Source organism: Microbacterium sp. P5_E9 (assembly GCF_054049175.1).
In genome coordinates, this window is record NZ_JBFUMV010000003.1 from 24,082 (window position 1) to 44,439 (window position 20,358).

A 20,358-nucleotide genomic window follows, 5' to 3' on the forward strand; every position below is an offset into this window, starting at 1 on the left:
TGCGCGCTCGGCGTGATTCTGCGAAGTCTGTGACCGGGCCGGCCCGGCCGGACGCCGCGCGAGCATCAGAACAGCCCCTTCGGGGCGGGGGCACCGGCCAGGACGCCGATGGCGGCGACGATCGTGAGCTCGCTGACCTCGTCCGCCGTCAGCTCGGGCAGGCGCTGGACGAGGGCGAGGAACCGCTCGATCTCGGCGGCCTCGAGCACCGGCTCGGCGAGCAGCCGGAACTTGCGGATGTAGTCCTCGCGGGCGAACGGCCGGGCGCCGAGCGGGTGCGCATCGGCGACCGCGATCTCGTCGGTGATCGTCTCGCCGTTCGTGAGTGTGATCTCGACCCGCCCGCCGAAGGCCTTCTCGTCGGGGTCGTCAGAGTGGTAGCGGCGCGTCCATTCGGCATCCTCGGCCGTCGTCACCTTGTGCCACAGTTCGACGGTGTCGGGCCGCGCGGCGCGCTCCGGCGTGTACGAGTCGACGTGGTGCCAGGCACCGTCCTGCAGGGCGACCGTGAAGATGTACGGGATCGAGTGGTCGAGCGTCTCGCGGGATGCCGTCGGGTCGTACTTCTGCGGGTCGCCCGCGCCCGACCCGATGACGTAGTGGGTGTGGTGGCTCGTGTGCAGGACGATCGACTCGATGTTCGCCGGGTCGGCGAGCTCCGGGTTCGAGCCGTGGAGCTTGCGGGCCAAGTCGATCCAGGCCTGCGCCTGGTACTCGGCCGAGTGCTCCTTCGTGTATGAGTCGAGGATCGCGCGCTTGGGTTCGCCCGGCTCCGGCAGCGGCACCTCGTACGCGGCATCCGGTCCATCCAGCAGCCACGCGATGACGCCGTCCTCACCTTCGTAGATCGGGCTCGGCGAGGTCTCGCCGCGCATCGCGCGGTCGACGGCCTCGACCGCCATCTTGCCGGCGAAGGCCGGAGCGTGCGCCTTCCACGTCGAGATCTCGCCCTTGCGCGACTGCCGCGTCGCCGTGGTGGTGTGCAGCGCCTGGCCGACCGCCTGGTAGATCGTCTCGACGTCGAGCCCGAGGAGCGTGCCGATGCCGGCGGCGGCCGAGGGACCGAGGTGGGCGACGTGGTCGATCTTGTGCTTGTGCAGGCAGATCGCGCGCACCAGGTCCATCTGGATCTCGTACCCGGTGGCGATGCCACGGAGGAGCGCCGCACCGTCGGCTCCGACGTGCTGGGCGACAGCGAGGATCGGCGGGATGTTGTCACCCGGGTGCGAGTACTCGGCGGCGAGGAAGGTGTCGTGGTAGTCGAGTTCGCGCACGGCGACGCCGTTCGCCCACGCCGCCCACTCCGGGCTGGTGTGCCGCTCGATGGGGCAGCCGAACACGGTCGAACCGCGGCCGCCGATCGACACCGCGTGGTCGAGCGCCTGCTGGCGGGCCGCGCTGACCGGCGCCCGGGTGAGGGATGCCGCGGCGACCGCGGCGTTGTCGATGACCCGGTTGATGATCATGTCGACGACCTCGGGCTGCACCTCGACCGGGTCGGCAGCGACCTCGGCGATGTGCCAGGCCAGCTGTCCTTCGCGCTCGAGGTTCTCGTCGCTGCGGTGCACGCGGGTGTGGTGGATGACGGTCATGCTGCTCCTCTGACTCTGTTGCCGGTGTTCGTGCCGGTGGCGGCTGCCGGGGCACCCTCGACCGAGTCGAGGATGTTCGTCAGCGCGTTGTGCAGGTGGACATGGGTGGCGTGCGCGGCGAGATCGGCGTCGCGCGCCGCGATCGCCGAGGCGATCAGCCGGTGCTCGGCGACGGATGCCGCGAGCCGGCCGGGATTGTCGCGCGCGAGCCGGCGCACCCGCACGAGATGGGTGCGGATGGTGCGCAGCGCGGCCGTGAGGTAGTCGTTGGCGACGGCGGCGTCGAGGGTTGCGTCGAACCGCGCGATCAGGTCGTAGTACTCGTCGGTCGCGGTGTCGCCGTCGAGGATCTCCGCCGTGAACTCGGCGGCGAGCGCCGCGAAGGTCGCGGGGTCTCCGCGTTCGGCGGCGAGCCGCGCCACCGTCTCCTCGAGCGCGCGGCGAGCCTCGAAGAGCTCCCGGATGTCGTCCGCGTCGACGTCGCTCACCACGGTCACGCGCGGCGACTGCTGGACGACGAGCCCGTCCGCCGCCAGCCGGCCGATCGCCTCGCGCAGCGGTGTGCGGCTGACGCCGAGGCGCATCGCCTGCTCGACTTCGCCCAGGACTGTGCCAGGGGCAAGGTTTCCGGACTGGATCTCATCGAGAAGAGTGTCGTAGGCGCGATCGCTTGCTCGCATCCGACTCACCTCCTTGAGATTGATTCCTTGATTGTATACATAGACGCACACATTGCGCCGATTCCGCACCACTTCCCAGGTAAGCGTATACATAACGGACCGTGTGGGGCATCCTGAAGCGAGCCGTGCACTACACGTTCTTCGCACTATTCACAAATTCATGAAATGGGCGTACGCTCGCGCGCATGGCTACCGTCATTCACACCCAAGGGCTCGTCAAGCGCTACGGAAAGGTCCGCGCACTCGACGGGCTCGACCTCGACGTCGAAGCCGGGCAGATCCACGGCTTCCTCGGCCCGAACGGCGCGGGGAAGTCCACCACCATCCGCGTGCTGCTCGGGCTCGCTCGCGCCACGTCCGGGGAGGCGACCGTCTTCGGCGGCGACCCGTGGCGCGACGCCGTCTCACTGCATCGCCGCATCGCCTCGGTGCCCGGCGATGTCAGCCTCTGGCCGAATCTCTCAGGCGGGGAGGCGATCGACCTTCTCGCGCGGCTGCGCGGCGCCCCTCGGCGCGATGCCGGCTACAAGGCCGAGAAGGAACGCCTCATGCACGAGTTCCAGTTCGACCCGCGCAAGAAGGGCCGCGCCTACTCGAAGGGTAACCGGCAGAAGGTCGCCCTCATCTCGGCACTTTCGGTGCCCGCCGACCTGTACGTTTTCGACGAGCCGACGAGTGGCCTCGACCCGCTGATGGAGGTCGTCTTCCGCGCGGAGATCGACCGGCTCCGCGCGGCGGGGGCCACCGTGCTGCTCTCCAGCCACATCCTGTCCGAGGTCGAGCTGCTGTGCGACCGGGTGAGCATCATCCGCGCAGGCAAGATCGTCGAGTCCGGGACGCTCGCAGAGCTGCGCCACCTCACCCGCACCGAGGTGTCGTTCGACGCCACCACGTCGCCCGACGCCATCGCCGGGGCCCATGACGTGACCGTGTCTGAGGGCCGGGCGCGGTTCACCGTCGACAGCGACGCGGTGAACGGCATCCTTCCCGTGCTCGCTCAGCGAAACGTCGAGGGTCTCCGGATCGAACCGCCCTCGCTCGAGGAGCTGTTCCTCCGGCACTATGGCGACGATCTGACGGCGCTCGACGCTTCGACAGGCTCAGCGACCGGATCGCGGCGATGACCGGCCTCCTGCCGCTGCTGCGGCAGCGGATGCGGCGCGACTGGAAGCAGCTGCTGATCTGGACCATCGGCACCGGGTTCTTCGCGTATGCCGCGTACGCCGGGGTCTCCCAGTCCTATGGCGAGCTGCAGGAACGCCAGGCACTCCTCGTGACCGTGATGGCGAACCCCGTCATCCTGCTCTTCCGCGGTCTGCCCTCGGGCGCCGAGCAGGGCCAGCTCATGGTGTTCCTGATCTTCCCGTGGCTGGCCATGCTCGCGGCGTTCATGAGCACCTTCCTCGCCGTGCGCCACACGCGCATGGACGAGGAGCAGGGGCGCGCGGAGCTGGTCTCCGCGACGCCCGCCGGTCGCACGACGCCCGTGGTGGCGACGGTGATCCACGGGCTCATCGCGAACTTCGTCCTCGCCGTGTTCGTCACACTCGGGTTCCTGGCGACCGGGCTCGAAATGACCGAGGCGAATGTCGCCGGCGCGAAGGTCGCCGGCTTCGCCGTCGGGGCTGTCGGCGTCGCCTTCCTCGGCGTCGGGCTCATCGCCGGCCAGATCATGCGCACGTCGCGCGGCGCCAACTCGCTCGCGGTGTGGACCCTCGTCATCACTTTCCTGTTCTGCGGCATCGGCAATGCGCTCGGCACCCCGAGCGACGATCTGCAGCGGATGGAGAGCTCCTGGCTGACGTGGCTTTCGCCCTTCGGCTGGGGCGAGAACACCCGCGCCTACGCCGACAACAATCTCTGGCCCGGCGTCCTCGCCCTCGTCTTCGGACTCATCCTCGCCGGCGTCGCCATCGCGCTCCAATCGGCGCGGGATCTCGGGGAGGGCTTCGTTCCCGAGCGGCTCGGGCGCGCCGAGGCAGGACCACTCCTGTCGACCCCGACCGGACTCGTCTGGCGCCTGACCTGGGGCACGATCCTCGGATGGACGATCGGCGGGCTGCTCACCGGGATGCTCTCGACCTCCCTCGCGTCGGTCGTCGACCAGGTCAGCGGCGACAACCCCGCGATCGTGAACATCCTGGAGAAGATCGGTGGCAGCAACGGCAGCCTCGAGCAGGCGACCGTCTCGGTCTTCTTCCTGATGCTCGGGATCTTCGCCGCCTGCGCCGCGGTGCAGATCGTGATCCGAGCCCGTCAGGAAGAAGCGCACGGCACGGCAGAACCCGTGCTGTCCGCGGCCGTCGGTCGCGTGCGCTGGCTGGTCGACTACCTCGTTGTGGCCTTCATCGCCATGGTCCTCGTCGTCGTGGCAGGCGTGGTCGGCGCCACGCTCGGCCTGGCCTCGGTGGACGGCGGCTCGGATCTCATGGAGACGATCCTCGTCACCGCCTTCGGGCAGCTGGCCGCGGCATCCGTGTTCCTCGTCCTGACGGCGCTGGTCTTCGTCCTGGCTCCCCGGGCGACCATCGCGGTGGGATGGACGCTTATCGCGGTCGGTTCGATCTTCGGACTGTTCGGCCCCCTGTTCGGGTTCCCGGATTGGATGGCGAAGCTCTCGCCGCTCGAAGCGGCACCGAAGGTGACGATGGACGGCGTCGAACTCAACGGACTGTGGTGGCTCATCGCCGTCGTGGTGGTCGTCGGGGCGGGGGCGATCACCCTCATGCGCCGGCGTGAACTGGCAACGGGCGGATAGGGCCGATGAGCGACGACCCGACCCACCCCGGGGCCGAGCCTGCCGAGCGGGCTGCCGCGATGCTGACCGCGGCAGGAATGCCGCGGATGCCCGCACGCGTCATGATGGCCCTTGTCGGCTCCCCCGATGAGGGCTATTCGGCCGCTGAGCTCGCGGAGCGGCTCGGGGTCTCGGCGGCGGCCGTGTCGGGCGCGGTGCGCTACCTGCAGACGATCCGCATCGCGCACCGACTCTCGCGCGCCGGGGATCGCCGCGACCGCTACGACCTCGTGGACGACGGGTGGCACGCGGTCCTGCTGGCGAACGCGCCGCTGTACGAGATGCTCGCGGACGGCATCGACCTCGTCGCGGACGAGAACTCCGATGCCCCGCTGTCGGTCCAGCGTGCGCGGGAGATGTCCGGCTTCTTCCGATTCTTCGCGGAGCGGATGCCGCAGCTCCTCGAAGAGTGGGAAGAGAAGCGCCGGGCGGAAGCCGATGCCTAGGTGGTGCCTTCGTAGAGTCCGATCGCGTTGCCGTCCGGGTCGTCGATCACGGCCCACCAGCTGGTCGGGCTGATCTGCTGCTTCGCCATCGTGACCGTGGCGCCGGCCTCGACCGCTGCCGCGAGCGTCTCGTCGATCGAGTCGACCTCGACGTACGACCGCGGCTGGGTGAACCCGTCGTCGCGCGGCGCGAGCCCGCCCCCGCTGATCTTGTTCGGAGCCTGCCACATCGGGTAGCCCTCGAACCCCGGCGATTCGGCGATCTGCCATCCGAAGAGCCTCGAGTAGAAGGTCTGCGCGGCCTTGAGGTCGCTGACCGGAATATCGATGTGCGTGATGTCGCCGTGGGCCATTTCATGTCCTCTCGTCGAAACCTGCTCCTGCCAGTGTGATTCTGATCAGGGGGTACGACAAGAGGGCTCAGGATGCCTCGGCGAGATGCTCCTCGAGCGCATCGAGGGCGGGCCGCTGGCCCTTCACGAGCCGGTCCCGTGCGTGGGCCAGCGACATCCACTCCGCCCGGTCGACCTCGGGGAAGGACTGCATCCGGCCCGACCGCGGCGGCCACTCCAGCTCGAACTCGCCGAACCCTTCGCGGGGCGGATCGAAGCCGGCGCCGTCCGCGACGAACACGGTGATGCGCTTGCCCGACGAGTAGGGGAACACGCCCAGCCCGGCGTACGGGCCCGGCGGTGGATCGATGCCGAGCTCTTCGCGGAACTCCCGCAGCGCGGCGTCGAGTTCGGCCTCGGCATCCGGGTCGTACTCCCCCTTCGGGATCGACCAGGCTGCCTCGTCTTTCGCGGACCAGAACGGCCCGCCCATGTGCACGATCAGCACCTCCGGATCCGGCGTGAGCCGGTAGAGGAGCAGCCCTGCACTATGGACGGGCACGTCAGGCCTTACCAGGGGCGGGTCTTCGGCGAGACCTCGTAGGTCTTCTCGGGGTCGCGTTCGACGACGCCGCCGAGCGCCTCATCGATCGCGGCCATCGTGTCGGCGTCGAGCTTCACCCCGGACGCGGCGACGTTCGACGCGATCTGCTMCGGACGGGATGCCCCGACCAGCGCCGCCGACACGTTCGGGTTCTGCAGCACCCACGCGATCGCGAGCTGCGGCATCGTGAGGCCGGCCTCGGCGGCGACGGGGTTCAGCCGCTGCACAGCCTCGAGCACGTCGTCGCGCAGCAGGCGCTGGATGAACATCGCGCCGCTCTTCTCGTCGGTCGCGCGCGAGCCCTCGGGCACGGGCTGGCCGGGCAGGTACTTGCCGCTGAGCACGCCCTGCGCAATCGGCGACCAGACGATCTGCGAGATGCCGAGCTCTTCCGAGGTCGGCACGACCTTCTCTTCGATCACGCGCCACAGTGCGGAGTACTGGGGCTGGTTCGAGACCAGCTGGAACCCGAGCTGCTTCGACAGGGCGTGGCCTTCGCGGAGCTGCTCGGCCGTCCACTCCGAGACGCCGATATAGAGGGCTTTGCCCTGGCGCACGACGTCCGCGAACGCCTGCATCGTCTCTTCGATGGGCGTCTCGTAGTCGTAGCGGTGCGCCTGGAAGAGGTCGACGTAGTCGGTGTCGAGACGCTTCAGCGACCCGTTGATGCCGTCGAGGATGTGCTTGCGGCTGAGGCCGCCGTCGTTCGGTCCCTTGGGTCCGATCGGCCAGTAGACCTTCGTGAGGATCTCGAGCCCTTCGCGGCGCTGCCCCGAGAGGGCCTTGCCGAGGACGACCTCGGCAGCGGTGTTCGCGTAGGTGTCGGCGGTGTCGAATGTGGTGATGCCGGCGTCGAGTGCGGCGTGCACGGTGGAGATCGCCGCCTCGTCGCCCACCTGCGAGCCGTGGGTCACCCAGTTGCCGTAGGTGATCTCCGAGACCTTGAATCCACTGTTGCCGAGATAGCGATACTGAACCATCCCTCAACGCTAGCGGCGGGCGAAGGGGTCGGCGTCGCGCAGGACGAACCGGATGCCGCGACCCGCGGCATCCGTCCCGTCAGTCCTCTTCGGGGGTCGCGGCCGCGGCCTGCTGGTCGTCTTCGGTCGCGACGAGCTGGCCGCAGGCGCCATCGATCTCCTTGCCGCGGGTGTCGCGGAGGGTGGTCGGGATGCCGGCGGCGTTGAGCCTGCGGACGAATTCGTTCTGCACCGGCACCTCGGACGCGGTCCAGATCGAGCCAGGGGTCGGGTTCAGCGGGATCGGATTGACGTGCACCCAGCCGCGCCCGCGGGCGTTCAGCTTCTCGGCGAGCAGGTCGGCGCGCCAGGCGTGGTCGTTCATGTCCTTGATGAGCGCGTACTCGATCGAGACGCGGCGTCCGGTCTTGTCGAAGTAGTTGCGCGCGGCGTCGAGGGCCTCATCGACCTTCCACCGGGAGTTCACCGGGATGAGCTCGTCGCGCAGCTGGTCGTCGGGGGCGTGCAGCGACAGCGCGAAGGTGACGGGGACGTCTTCGTCGGCGAGCTTGATGATCGCAGGCACCAGCCCCACGGTCGAGACGGTGATGCCGCGGGCGCTCATGCCGAGGCCGTGCTGCTTGTCGGTCATGACGCGGACGGCCTGCATGACGCGGGCGTAGTTGGCGAGCGGCTCGCCCATGCCCATGAACACGATGTTCGAGACGCGCTCGGCGGAGTGGTCGTCCTTCTTCTTGCCGCCGAGGCCGCCGTCGGCGATCAGGCGGTTCGCGCGGACGATCTGCTCGATGATCTCCGCGGCCGACATGTTGCGGGTGAGGCCCGCCTGTCCGGTCGCGCAGAACGGGCAGTTCATGCCGCAGCCGGCCTGCGAAGACACGCACAGCGTGATGCGGCCGGGGTAGCGCATGAGCACCGATTCGACGAGCGCGCCGTCGTGCAGCTTCCAGAGGAACTTGATCGTGTCGCCACGGTCGGTCTCCAGACGTCGCACCTCGGTGAGCAGCGGCGGCAGCATCCCGTGCACGAATTCGTCGCGGCCCTCGATGGGCAGGTCGGTCATGTCTGCCGGGTGATGCGTCCAGTGTGTGAAGTAGTGCTTCTCGAGCTGCTTCGCCCGGAATCCGGGCAGGCCCAGCTCCTTGACCTTCGCGACGCGCTCGTCGGGGGTCAGGTCGGCGAGATGCACCGGCGGCTTGCCTCGTTTCGGCGACGCGAACTGCAGCAGCGGTCGACCTTCGTCATCCTTCTTCTGCTTCCATCCTTCGGTCGCCGGCCGCACCTGGCGGACGCGGGAAGAGTCTGGAGGCGTCGTCATGTCTTCAGGGTAGGGGACTCACCTGAGCGATGTCCGGTGCGAGTGACGGCGTGCACCGGACGGCCCCGCACATCGGAATGGATACAGATTGCCGGGGAAGTGAACGCTTGCGGGCTTTCGTAGGATATTTTCTCCCTGAACGGTGACTTTTCAACGGTGAGCCTCCCTCGCAGCACCCCGTGCTCGAGGCTCCCGGAGGGGAGCCTCTCTGGGGAGGGGAACTTGAGCGGATTCGTCGCGGCATCAGCGCTGAGCCCGCGCCTCTTCCATGGCCTCGCCGACGACGTCGACCGGCACCTGCGCATCGACGGCACCGCCGTCGTGGTCGACATCTCGGGGTTCACGACGCTGTCGGAGCAGCTCGCCGCCGCCGGGCGCGAGGGCACCGAGCAGCTCATCGCCACGCTCTCGCGCATCTTCACGGTGCTGCTGCCGGTCACCGACGACGGCGGCGATGTCATCAAGTTCGCCGGCGACGCGCTGTTCATCCTCTTCGCCGGCGACCAGCATGCCCGGCACGCCGTCCATGCCGCATGGAACATGAACCGAGTGCTGACGGCGATCGGCGACATCCATCTCCCCGCCGCGCGCGCGAGACTGCGGATGTCGGTGGGCGTCCATTCCGGCACCTTCGAGGTCATCCTGACCGGCGACACGAACATCAGCGCGGTGCTCACCGGGCGCGACACGTCGCGTGTGCTGCAGCTGCAGGACGCCGCCTCGGCGGGACGGATCCTGGTCAGCGCGGAGACCGCGGCGGAGCTGCCGGCCAAGCAGGTCTCGGCCGATCCCGATCATCCGGGCGCCTATCGCCTGCTGCGCGCGGGAGCCATCGCCACCGCCTCGCTCATGGCGCTGTCGGCCGGGCGCACCGAGGCCGCCGATCGATTCCAGCCGCGCGCCTTCGCGGAGCGCCCCGACCTGCTCGGCGCCGAGCCCGACCATCGCTGGGCCGCGATCTCGTTCATCCAGGTGACGGGCGTCCCCGACGAGCCGACCGCCGACGACGTGGATCGCATGAAGCGACTCACCCAGGCGGTCGAAGAGGCGGCCGCCGACACCGGGGTGACGCTGCTGGATGTCGACCCCGTCGTCGGCGGCTACCGCTACTTCCTCACCGCCGGGGCACCGACGACCGTCGAAGACCCTGAGGGCCGCCTCCTGACGGCGGTGCAGCGGGTGGTGTCGTCCGACAGCGGCTATTCGCTCAGGGCGGGCGTCACCTCCGGTCGCGTGTTCGCCGGCTTCGTCGGCGCCATGTACCGGCAGACCTACACGGTGATGGGCGACGAGACGAACCTCGCAGCCCGGCTCACCGCCCGCGCCGAGCCCGGCACTGTGCTGGTCACGCACGCCGCGCTGGAGCGCGCCGCCGTCTCGTTCGAGAGCGAGGATCGCGGCGAGATCACCGTCAAAGGCAAGTCGCACGCCATCCCGGTCGCGATCGTCACCTCGGCCGGGAGTCGGCCGGAGACCGGTCCGGGTGAGGCTCCCTTCCGCGGTCGCCGTGACGAGATCGCGCAGGTCGTCGCGCTGCGGGAGGCGGCCGAGTCCGGGCTCGGCGGCGTCCTCACGATCACGGGCGGCGCGGGGACGGGCAAGTCCCGCCTGGTCGACGAAGCCCTGAGCGACTCCCCGCTGCGGGTGCTCCGCGTCAGCGGCGACCGGTTCGGCATCGGCGCTCCGTACCTCGGCCTGCAGACCCTGCTCCGGCCACTCCTCGGAATCGCCCCCGATGCGTCCTCGGAGGCGGCCGGCGTCCACCTGACCAACGCCGTCGGGGGCCTGCGACGGACCCTCTTGCCGTGGCTGCCGCTGCTCGCGCCCGCGGTGGGGGCTGAGGTGGCGTCGACGCCGGCCGTCAACGACCTGGACGACGCGCACATCCTCGAGCGGACCTACGCGACCCTCGCGAAGCTCATCGACGATCTGCTCCCCGAGCCGACCTGCCTCGTGATCGACGACGCGCAATGGCTGGATGCGGCATCCGCCGAGGCCTTGAGCGCCGTCTTCGGCGATGACATCCCGCACGCCGTCTATGTCCTGCGCCGCCACGACGGCACCGGACTTGCCGCCTTGGGAACGGAGCTGGAGCTGCCGGGACTCGACGACGCGGCCGCCGAGGATCTCATCGAAGCCGTGGTCGGGCGCCATCTGCTGCCGAACGACCTCGAGCCGCTGGTCTCCCGCGCTCAGGGCAACCCGCTGTACCTCATCGAGCTGGCTGCCGGTCTCTCAGCCGGAAGCGACGCGCTCGGAATCGAGCAGCTGGTCGGCGAGCGGATCGATGCGCTCACCGAGAAGGACCGGGCCATCGTCCGTCGGGCCGCGGTGCTCGGCTGGGGCGTGCCGGTCGGACTCTTCGTACGCTGCGTCGGTCCGGCAGAGCTCGCCGAGGCGGACGGGATCTCGGGATTCCTCGAGACGCTCGAGGAGACGATCCGCTTCCGCAGCGGCCTGTTCCGAGACGTCGCCTACGAGCAGCTGAACTACCAGACCCGGCGCGAGCTGCACCGGGCGGTGGCCGCCGCCCTCGTTGCCGACCCCACGCTGGTGGGCACGGCCGCCGATGCCATGCTGGCGGTCCACTACGAGGCCGCGGGCGACTGGGAGAAGGCGCTCGCAGCAGCCGCGCGCACGGGGGCCGCGGCCGAAGAGGCGCACGCCATCGAAGACGCGGTGCGGGCCTACCGCACCGCCGTGGCAGCGGGTGGGCGGGTGCGCCCGGTGCCGGAAGGGCTCCCCGACCTGTGGGAGTCGCTCGGCCGCGTGTGCATCGCCAGCGGCCGCGCCACCGAAGCGCTGGACGCGTACGCGCAGGCCTTGAAGCTGACGAAGGATGCCGCGTTCCGCGCGCGCCTCGACCGCGAGACCGCGTACGCGCTCAATGTGCTCGGCCGGCCGGACGAGGCGGCTCGGTCGCTGCGCAGCGCACGCCGCGGGGCGGCAGCGGCGGGCGAGGCCGGCACCGGCATCCTGGCATCCGTCGCCGTCACCGAAGCAGGCCTGCGCCTGCGCCAGGGCAGGTGGGCGGATGCGAAGCGGCTCGCCGCCGAGGCCATCGCGCTGCTCGACGGCAAGACGACCTCCGCCGATGACACCGGCGTGCTGGCCGACGCCCTGCGGTACCACGACATCGCCGCAGGCGAACTCGAGGGCGATGCCGCGATGGTCAACCTTGAGCGGGCGCTCGAACTCTACGACGAGGTGAACGACGAGCTGTCGCGGTCGAAGGTGCTCAACGTGCTGGGCGCGCGCGCCTATTACCGCGGCGAGTGGAGCGAAGCAGCCTCCCTCTACGGGCAGGCTCAGGTCGCCGCCGAATCCGCGGGCGACATCGTCGGGTCCGCGATCGAATCCTGCAACGCCGCCGAGATCCTGATCGACCAGGGGCGCGTAGACGAGGCGCGACCGATCCTGCGGACGGCGCTGCGCATCTTCGCCGGCTCCGACAACCCCTACCTCACCGCCTACGTCACGGCCTTCTCCGGCCGCGCGCATCTGCGCAGCGGCGATCCGGAGACCGCACGCGGCGAGTTCCACCAGGCCGCCGAGACGTTCACGGCGCTCGCCGAGACCGAAGCGGTCGTCGATGCGCGCGTGCGGGGCATCGAGGCCGACCTCGACCTCGGGGACCGCGCTGCCGCGAGCTCGGTCATCGTCGAGCTGCTCGAGGGCGACGCTCTCCACGGACCGTTGCGCGGCCAGCTGCTGCGGCACGCGGCACGGCTGGCCACGCTGGAGGACGATGAGGACCGGGCCGTCGAGTATGCCGAGGCGGCCGTCGAGGCGTCGGAGGGGTCCCGCTTCGACCGCGCACTGGCCCTCGCGCGGCTCGCGGACGCCGACGTGCGGCCGGACCTGCTCGTCGAGGCGCGTGCGGAGCTCGCCGAACTCGAAGTAGCCGACATCGACCGTCTCCTCTCCGACCGCCGCACCGGCGCGACCCTTTCCGGCGGCGCTGCGGCGCCCGCATCCGACGCCACCGACTGACCGAAGCGAGACCCGATGATCGCATCACCCCACCTCCGCACCGTCGCGGTGAGCTCCGTCGCGGCGCTCCTGGTCGCGGGACTCGTGGCCTTCGCGCCCACCGCTCCGCCCGCCCGGGCCGCAGTCCCGGGGCACCTTCCCCCCGAGGCCGAGACCTTCCCCGTCTCGCAGACCACCGAAGGACGATCGAGCGAGGCATACCTGACCTCGGACGGCCAGCACGTCGCCTTCGCCTCCGATGCGACCGATCTCGCACCCGGCGCCGACAACGGGGTCGCCGACATCTTCCTGTCCACGGCCCTGCCGGGCTCGACGAGCCCCTTCTCAGGCGCCGCGGTGCTGGTCAGCGCCCCCGACTCAGCGAGGCCGCAGGTGCCTGCGAACGGCGTCAGTTCGGCGCCCGTCGCGAGCACCGACGGGCGGTACGTCGCATTCACGAGCGCAGCCACCAACCTCACCGGCGACGCGACCGCGCCGGGCACTCAGGTGTACGTGCGCGACGTGCTCCTCAGGCGCACCTTCCGTGTGCAGGGCGCCGCCACGCCGGACGGCAGCTCCTCCGCGGCCGACCTGAGCGACGACGGCCGCTACCTCGTCTTCACCTCGGGGGCCGCGAACCTCTCCCCCGGCGACACGAACGCGGCCGCGGACGGGTTCCTGGCGGACCTCGACGCGAACGGGGACGGCACTTACGGAGACCTGGCGATCACCCGCGTGCTCGCGGGCACCGTGGTACCCGGCGGAGTGACGCAGACGGTCATCAGCGGCAACGGCAACACCGTCGTCTTCACCGCCGGCATGGCGGGCCTCGAGACGGGTGCGGCGCCGGGCCCCGTCACGGGAAGCTTCGTGTACCGCTGGGATCGGGTGTGGAACCGGATCCACGTCGTCTCGGAGGGCCACGAGCCCGCCGTGGACGCGACCGGCGACGTGATCGCCTACATCAAGGACACCGGCTGCGACGACGACCCGAGCGACGGCCTCCCGGAGCCGTTCGTGGCCGTGTCGACGTTCGAAGACCCGGTGACGTACACGATCGGCGCCGGAACGGCGCGCGTCTTCAAGGGCCTCGGCTATGTCGCGCATCCGACCGTGTCCGCGGACGGGAGCATGGTCGCGTGGGAGACGACTCAGCCCTACTTCGATTTCACCAACCCGCCGACCACACCGCTGGCCCAGCCGGTGATCCGCGAGCAGGCGCCGTCGTGGTGGGATGCGTCAGACTCCCTCGAGTGCACCGGCATCGTGAGGGCGGACTGGGTGGATGTCGCCCCGGGCATCGACCCGACGCTGTCGGCGTCTGGTCGGACGATCGCGTACTCGGTCCCTGCCGCGACGCCCGGCGCGGCATCCGTCGTCGCGACCGACACCCACAGCAGCAACGGCCTCTCGGTGTCGAGCACCCAGGGCGAGCTGCTGCAGTCGGGATACATCACCTCGATCGACACCTCGAAGGTTCCCGCGTCGCAGCTGACCGACTATGCGTCGGCCCTCGCGAACGCCCCGATCTACCGGCTGCCGATCTACCGGCTGCCGATCTACCGGCTGCCGATCTACCGCCTGCCGATCTACCGGCTCATGGTGAGCGACTCCCCGATCTACCGACTGCCGATCTACCGCCTGCCCATCTACCGGCTCCCGATCTACCGGCTCGCCGTGCCGGGGGGCTGGCCCGAACTGCTCGCCCCGACCCCGTTCGCCGGGCAGCTCGAGCAGAGTGTGACGCTCTCCGACGTCCTCGCCTGGGCCGCCACGACACTCGCCCCTGAGGCGACGCCGACGCCGACCGCGGCGCAGATCGACGCCGCGCACCGCATCCAGGGCCTGTCGCTCGATGACATGGACCTCAGCAGCTCCGGCATCGACGCGCTCTCCCTCGCGTCGATCGTGCTCGGCGGCGCGCATCTCGCCGACATCCCGATCGCAGGCTCCGGCTCGGACTCTGACACGAACCTCGAGAAGTGGCAGGCTCTCGTCAAGGCCGCAGGCATCGGCATCGCTGTCGATGCACAGACCGTGCTCGCCGACGTGGATGCCGCGGGCCTGAGCATCGGGCGCACGGGCGTCGAACAGGTCGCCCTCAACGCACTTCCGGTGCCGGACACGCTGTTCGACCAGCTCAAGGTGAGCGACCTCTTCCTCGACAAGACCCCCCTGGGCGCGGTCGACGCCGCCTCGCTCAACCCCGCGCTGTTCACGTCGCCCGTGAGTGGCACCCTCGCCCAGAACAAGGCGGCGATCGACCCCAAGGCGACCGTTGCCGATCTCGCCCTCGGCGCCCCGGCACAGGTGACCCTGGGGACGCTCCTGTTCTCGATCCTCGACACCCCGAGCTATCCGTGGGAGCAGATCGATCCCGCGTCGGTCCAGTCCGCGACCACGAGCTCCTCCCCGGGTGCGCTGACGACCAACGAGCGGATCATCGGCGGCCCGTACTTCCGCTTCACCTTCGATCCGGGACCGGGCGAACCCACGATGTTCACCGCGCCGACCGCGACGATCACGATGCCGCCCGCGACGACTCCGACGGACCTTGTCGCGGCCGGATCGGGACCGAGTCAGTCGTGGACGGCCTACAGCAACTACACGGGTCAGGTCCAGATCGACGGCGACCGCATCACGATTCCCCTCGACGACACCCCGGCCGGCACGATGTTCGGGTTGCTCGCGTTCGCTCCGCGCACGGCCATGCCGACCGACGGCCAGGCGACGGCCACACTCACGAGCGGCACGCTCTCCGCGACGAAATCGCTCACGGTCTTCCGAAACCTGCTGGGGCTGGACGACCCGATAACCGATCGGGTGAACGGCCAATGGTCCGACCCGGCGCGGCCGGGCCAGCTCCTGGCCGAGGGCTCCGTCTACTACGGCTGGATCTCGCCGGAGTCCATCAGGAACGACGACAACACCGGCGAACGCGTCTTCGGTCCTGCCGGAGACGAGAACTGGTACCGCGTCGCCGCGCCGCCCGCGGGCAAGCGCCTCATCGTGTCGACCAACGCGAGCGATGGGCAGATCTCGATGGGTCTGTATGCGCCGTCGACGGGAACCGCCGCCGCGCCGCTGGGCGCCGCCGGGGGAGGTGCCGTGCCCGGGACCCTCGCGACCGAGCAGACGCCGGCTTCGGTGGGCACGGCCGAACCCGGCGCAGATGCGGGCACTCCGGTGGCCGGCCAGACCCTCATCGACCAAGCGGTCGGCGGCGGCGACGGGCTCGCCACGGTCGAGTCCGCCGGAATGGATGCCGCACCCGGCGACGAGCTGCTGATCCGTGTCACGAGCGGCAACGGCAAGGCGAGCTCCGCCATGTACTCGCTCCGCGTCAGCTACATCGACGAGGCCACCGAGGTCGTCTGCACCGCACGCCCGACCGCGCAGGCTGCCCCCGGCGTGAGCGACCCCATCACGGCCGACACCAACACGCTCTACCTTTTGGACACCCAGCGCTTCACCGACACCTACGGTGCGACGGATGCCGGGGCCGTGCGCACGGCGCTGGGCACCATGACCGGAACGGGGCACGTCGGAAGCGGGACTGTGCAGGGTGCCGTACTGTCGGTGGACTCCGATCCAGACGTCCGCAACGCGCGCAGCGCGCTCGACGATAATCCCTGCTCGATGACCGCGCGGAGCAAGCTCACGGCCGCGATCAACGCCTACGTCACGCAGACGATCAGCGCCCACCGCGATCAGATCGCCTCGGTCGTGATCGTCGGCGGGGACGACATGATCCCGCTCGCGCCGGTCGCCCAGCACACCTCGCAGTTCAACGAGGCGAGCCACGCGGCGGACCTTCGCCTCACCAGCGCGCCCGGCCGCGATTGCTCCGCGATCGTGGGGGTGGGCGCCATCGACCCCTGCGCCACGCCGATCTCGGCTGCGGCCGCGACGAACCACATCCTCACCGACGACCCCTACGGCCTGGCGACGGCCTACCAGTCCCTCGGCGGCTACCTCTACGTGCCGAACGTCGCGCTCGGCCGTCTCGTCGAGACTCCGACGCAGATCGAGGGCGCGATCTCGCGCTTCACGGCCGACCACGGGCTCGTCGACGCGGACTCGACACTGAGCGGCGGCTATGGCGCGTGGAGCGAGCTTCCCGAGCAGGTGACGACCGACCTGGAGTGGCGCTCGGGCGCGAACAACAACCAGCTCGCCGAGCCGTGGAGCAAATCCACGGCCGAGTCGGCGCTGTTCCCCGCGACCGGCCAGTCGCCGCGGATCGTCTCGCTCAACACGCATGCCGACGAGACCCGGATGCTGGCCGGCATCACGGGTGCCGAGAACGGCACGTTCACCCCACTCGATCTGCTCAACGCCTCGAACTACACGACCGCGGCGAAGCAGGGTCAGCTGGCCGGCTCGCTGCTCTTCATGATCGGCTGCCACGCCGGCAACAACCTCCCGACGGCCTACTACGGGGCCGCCAGCGCGGACTGGGTGGACGTCTTCTCGGGCGCGGCGGGATTCGTCGGGAACACCGGGTACGGTCTCGCGAACAGCGTGACCACGGCGCTCGGCGAGCGGCTCCTGTCGCTCTACTCGGACTGGGTGGGCGTCACCGTGAACGGCGCGCTCATCTCGACCGGCGCCTCGCTGCAGTACGCGAAGCAGTCCTATCTGGGCGAACTCGGCCTCTACTCGGGCTATGACGAGAAGGCGCTCATGGAGGCGGTGTACTACGGACTGCCCATGTACACGCCGAAGGCGGTGGCCAAGGAGAAGTTCGCACCGCTGCCGAAGATCCCTGCCCTCTACGAAGTCAAGACGACGACCGATCCGCTCGGGTCGTACTCGTCGGCCGGTCTCTCCTTCTCCCTGCCCTCGGACTCGTTCACGCCGCACACCGCGACGAACGAGCAGGGACAGACGGTGACCTACTTCACGGTCGGCGACGACGCAGCGCTCGCCGTGACGGGGCAGCCGGTGCTGCCCAAGATCGTGACGCAGCTTCCGGCCGCCCCGACCGGACTGACGCCGCGTGGCGCTCTGATCACGGGGCTGACCTCCGAGCTGTCCCAGCTCCAGCCGGCGATCTCGACGTCGACGATCGGCGTCGGCGACGCCGGTCCCAGCCGCACCGGGGCGGCGTTCCCCTCGACGTTCGCGACCGTGACGCAGCAGGACACGCCCGCCGGACGCGTGAACAATCTCGTCGTGACTCCTGGCCGCGTCCAGACGACCGCAGGCGGTCAGGGCACGATGGAGAAGTTCACCAAGCTCGACCTCGACGTCGTGTACGGCCCCGCCAACCCGACCGACACGACCCCACCGACCTTCACGACGATCGAACCGCCCACGAACGGGGGCAGCGGCTTCTACGTCACAGCGGACGGCACAGGGGGCAAGATCACGAAAATGCTCCTGCTCGTACAGCCCGAGGGTCAGGCGGGCGGGGCGTGGACCCCCTACTGGATGACACCCTCCGGCTCGGGATGGCAGACCTCGATCGCCGAGACCGGCGTCGTGCGCTGGATCCTGCAGGCCGTGGACGCGAGCGGCAATGTCGCGATCGAGACGGCACGCGGCAGGATCGGCATCGCGGTCGCCGGCTCCACGGACGCCCTCCCGAAGCCCGAGCTCGGCTCGATCGGCGACGCCGCCCACCTCGTCGCGGGCGACCGCCTGCTGCGCACGGTCACGGTCTCGGGCGCCCCGGCATCCGAGCTCACCGCCACGTATTCCGTGACAGATGCCGACGGCGTCCGGGTCGGCGGCGACTCCGCTCCGATCGTGACGGGCTCCGACGGCGTCATCCGCACCACGATCGACACCTCTGCGCGCACGCCGGGCACGTACACCGTGTCGCTCGAGGTGTGCCGGGCGACACTGTGCAGCACATCGACCTTCCAGCTCACGGTCGATCCGCCCAACACCGCACCGACCGCCACCGTCGAGGTGACCAGCGATTCGGAGACGATCTATCCGACGTCGACGCTCACCGCCCACGCGGTGGGCACCGACCCGGACGCAGGCGACACCATCGAACTCTTCTACGAATGGTTCCGCAACGGAGTGTCGCTGCAGCAATACGGGGAGATCCTCGATCTGCACGGACTCGCCCAGCCCGGCGACCTCATCTCGGTGACGGTCTCTCCGACGGACGGAAAGATCGGCGGCCACAAGGCATCCGCGGAGGTCGAGGTGCATGCCGAACCCGCGCTGCCGACCATCACCGCGACCGCGACGAACGACGACGGCGTGTACACCGAAGGCTGGAGCCGAAGCGCCGTCACGGTCGCCTTCACCTGCACGTCCGGCGTCGCGGTGTTCACCTGCCCGGCGAGTGAGCACATCACCGCGGACACGAAGCCCGAAGGCACGACGATCCCCGGCACGGTGACCGATGCTCTCGGCCGCACCGCCTCGACGAGCATCCTCGTCAAGGTCGATGTCACGGCGCCGGAACTCCACCCCACCGTCGACCCGGCAACCGTTCCTCTGAATGGTCCAGCGCCCACGGCCGACGCGGGCGCAGCGGATGCGGCATCCGGAATCGCGTCGCAGTCGTGCACCGCACCCGACACCAGCACGGCGGGCGTCAAGCAGGTGACCTGCACGGCGACGGACGTCGCGGGCAACACAGCCCCCGACGCCACCGCGTCGTACACGGTGACCGCCCCAGCCCCCAACGCACCCACCATCACCGCAACAGCCAAGGTCGGTAAAGCGGTCTACGTCGAGGGCACCTGGAGTCAAGGGCCGACCAAGGTCACCTTCACGTGCCGCTCGGGGGTGCTGGTGGTGCAGTGCTCTTCGCCGGTGACCACGTCGAAGGACACCGGCAAGGCGGGTGTCGTCGTGACCGGTCGTGTGACCGACCTGCTCGGGCGGACCGCCACCGTCCAGTTCGTCGTCAAGGTCGACCGCACGCCGCCGAAGCTCGCGCCCACCGTGACGCCGTCGACCATCCCTCTCGGCGGCACCGCGGTGGTCAAGGCGAACGCGACGGACGCGCTCTCCGGCATCGCCTCGGAGTCGTGCGGCGCCCTGCAGACGTCCACACTCGGCAAGAAGACGGTGACGTGCCGGGCGACGGATGCCGCGGGCAACACGTCCACCGCAACGGCGAACTACAGCGTGGTGAGGCCCCGATGAACGATGAGAAGTCGGCTCCCGACGATCAGACGCATGCCCTGGCCACCGAGATGCTCGGCGAGGTGATGGGCGAGATCGACCGCGCCGACTCCAAGGCCTCGCTGCTGATCGGCAGCCTCGGCATCGCCTTCAGCATCGTGCTGAGCGGTCTCCTGGGCGGCGACTGGACTCCGGAGTCGCTCAGCGTCTTCGGCCTCGTGCTCTGGGTGGTGGGGGTGCTCGCCGCCAGCGCCTCCGTCGTCGCGGCCGCCATGGCGGTGTGGCCGCGGCTGAGCAAGGGACCCGGACCAGGCGCCATCACCTATTGGGGCCAGGTGCGGGGGCTCGGGTCGCCCCAGGAGGTCGCCGAAGCTCTCGCCGAGCGTGGTCTCATGCCCCCCGAACGCACCTACCAGCAGCTGCTCGTGCTGTCGGCGGTCGTCCAGCGCAAGTACCGCAGCATCCGCTGGTCGATGCTGCTCGCGGGGGCCGGCATCGCGCTGGTCGTCGCTTCGTTCTTCTTCGTGTCGTCCTGACAC

12 protein-coding genes are annotated in these 20,358 nt (G+C 69.9%); 6 read left to right on the plus strand and 6 right to left on the minus strand.

Features of this window, described 5'->3' with window-relative positions; all coding sequences use genetic code 11:
* Positions 1-65 precede the first annotated feature (65 nt).
* Positions 66-1,592, minus strand: coding sequence for an MmgE/PrpD family protein (locus ACXJ3V_RS06435; protein WP_457099449.1), 1,527 nt, complete (start codon positions 1,590-1,592; stop codon positions 66-68).
* On the minus strand, positions 1,589-2,272 hold the full coding sequence (locus ACXJ3V_RS06440) for a GntR family transcriptional regulator (protein ID WP_457099450.1): 684 nt from the start codon (positions 2,270-2,272) through the stop codon (positions 1,589-1,591). Before ACXJ3V_RS06440 ends, ACXJ3V_RS06435 begins: the two co-directional genes overlap by 4 nt.
* Before the next feature lie 185 nt (positions 2,273-2,457).
* Between ACXJ3V_RS06440 and ACXJ3V_RS06445 the strand changes: the two genes are divergently transcribed.
* The 3 genes from ACXJ3V_RS06445 to ACXJ3V_RS06455 are packed head-to-tail and all read left to right on the plus strand — an operon-like array spanning position 2,458 to position 5,515.
* Positions 2,458-3,396 carry an ABC transporter ATP-binding protein gene (locus ACXJ3V_RS06445; RefSeq protein ID WP_457099451.1) on the plus strand — a complete coding sequence of 313 codons (939 nt, stop codon included), beginning with the start codon at positions 2,458-2,460 and terminating at the stop codon, positions 3,394-3,396.
* A complete protein-coding gene (locus ACXJ3V_RS06450) occupies positions 3,393-5,030 on the plus strand; it encodes an ABC transporter permease (protein WP_457099452.1) in 1,638 nt (545 codons plus the stop codon). Before ACXJ3V_RS06445 ends, ACXJ3V_RS06450 begins: the two co-directional genes overlap by 4 nt.
* A gap of 5 nt (positions 5,031-5,035) precedes the next feature.
* Complete coding sequence (locus tag ACXJ3V_RS06455; RefSeq protein WP_457099453.1) at positions 5,036-5,515, plus strand: GbsR/MarR family transcriptional regulator; 480 nt, start codon at positions 5,036-5,038, stop codon at positions 5,513-5,515.
* Here ACXJ3V_RS06455 and ACXJ3V_RS06460 read toward each other — a convergent pair.
* The 4 genes from ACXJ3V_RS06460 to rlmN all read right to left on the minus strand — a co-directional run bounded on the left by ACXJ3V_RS06460 (position 5,512) and on the right by rlmN (position 8,749).
* Positions 5,512-5,868: a VOC family protein gene (locus ACXJ3V_RS06460; RefSeq protein WP_457099454.1), complete on the minus strand. Its 357-nt coding sequence runs from the start codon at positions 5,866-5,868 to the stop codon at positions 5,512-5,514. The two genes, ACXJ3V_RS06455 and ACXJ3V_RS06460, sit on opposite strands and share 4 nt — an antisense overlap.
* Before the next feature lie 67 nt (positions 5,869-5,935).
* Positions 5,936-6,409, minus strand: a complete 474-nt coding sequence (locus tag ACXJ3V_RS06465; RefSeq protein WP_457099455.1) for an NUDIX domain-containing protein — start codon at positions 6,407-6,409, stop codon at positions 5,936-5,938.
* Between the two features lie 8 nt (positions 6,410-6,417).
* Positions 6,418-7,431: an aldo/keto reductase family protein gene (locus ACXJ3V_RS06470; protein ID WP_457099456.1), complete on the minus strand. Its 1,014-nt coding sequence runs from the start codon at positions 7,429-7,431 to the stop codon at positions 6,418-6,420.
* Between the two features lie 79 nt (positions 7,432-7,510).
* Positions 7,511-8,749 carry a 23S rRNA (adenine(2503)-C(2))-methyltransferase RlmN gene (gene rlmN / locus ACXJ3V_RS06475; RefSeq protein ID WP_457099457.1) on the minus strand — a complete coding sequence of 413 codons (1,239 nt, stop codon included), beginning with the start codon at positions 8,747-8,749 and terminating at the stop codon, positions 7,511-7,513.
* A 222-nt stretch (positions 8,750-8,971) separates the two neighbouring features.
* On the opposite strand from rlmN, the gene ACXJ3V_RS06480 reads away from it, so the two are divergent.
* From ACXJ3V_RS06480 to ACXJ3V_RS06490, 3 genes are read left to right on the plus strand one after another with little or no spacing between them, the layout of a single operon-like run.
* Positions 8,972-12,742: an adenylate/guanylate cyclase domain-containing protein gene (locus ACXJ3V_RS06480; protein WP_457099458.1), complete on the plus strand. Its 3,771-nt coding sequence runs from the start codon at positions 8,972-8,974 to the stop codon at positions 12,740-12,742.
* 15 nt (positions 12,743-12,757) lie between these two features.
* Complete coding sequence (locus ACXJ3V_RS06485) at positions 12,758-19,840, plus strand: hypothetical protein (RefSeq protein ID WP_457099459.1); 7,083 nt, start codon at positions 12,758-12,760, stop codon at positions 19,838-19,840.
* On the plus strand, positions 19,837-20,355 hold the full coding sequence (locus tag ACXJ3V_RS06490) for a Pycsar system effector family protein (protein WP_457099460.1): 519 nt from the start codon (positions 19,837-19,839) through the stop codon (positions 20,353-20,355). The genes ACXJ3V_RS06485 and ACXJ3V_RS06490 overlap by 4 nt, the downstream gene beginning before the upstream one ends.
* The last annotated feature ends 3 nt before the right edge of the window (positions 20,356-20,358 follow it).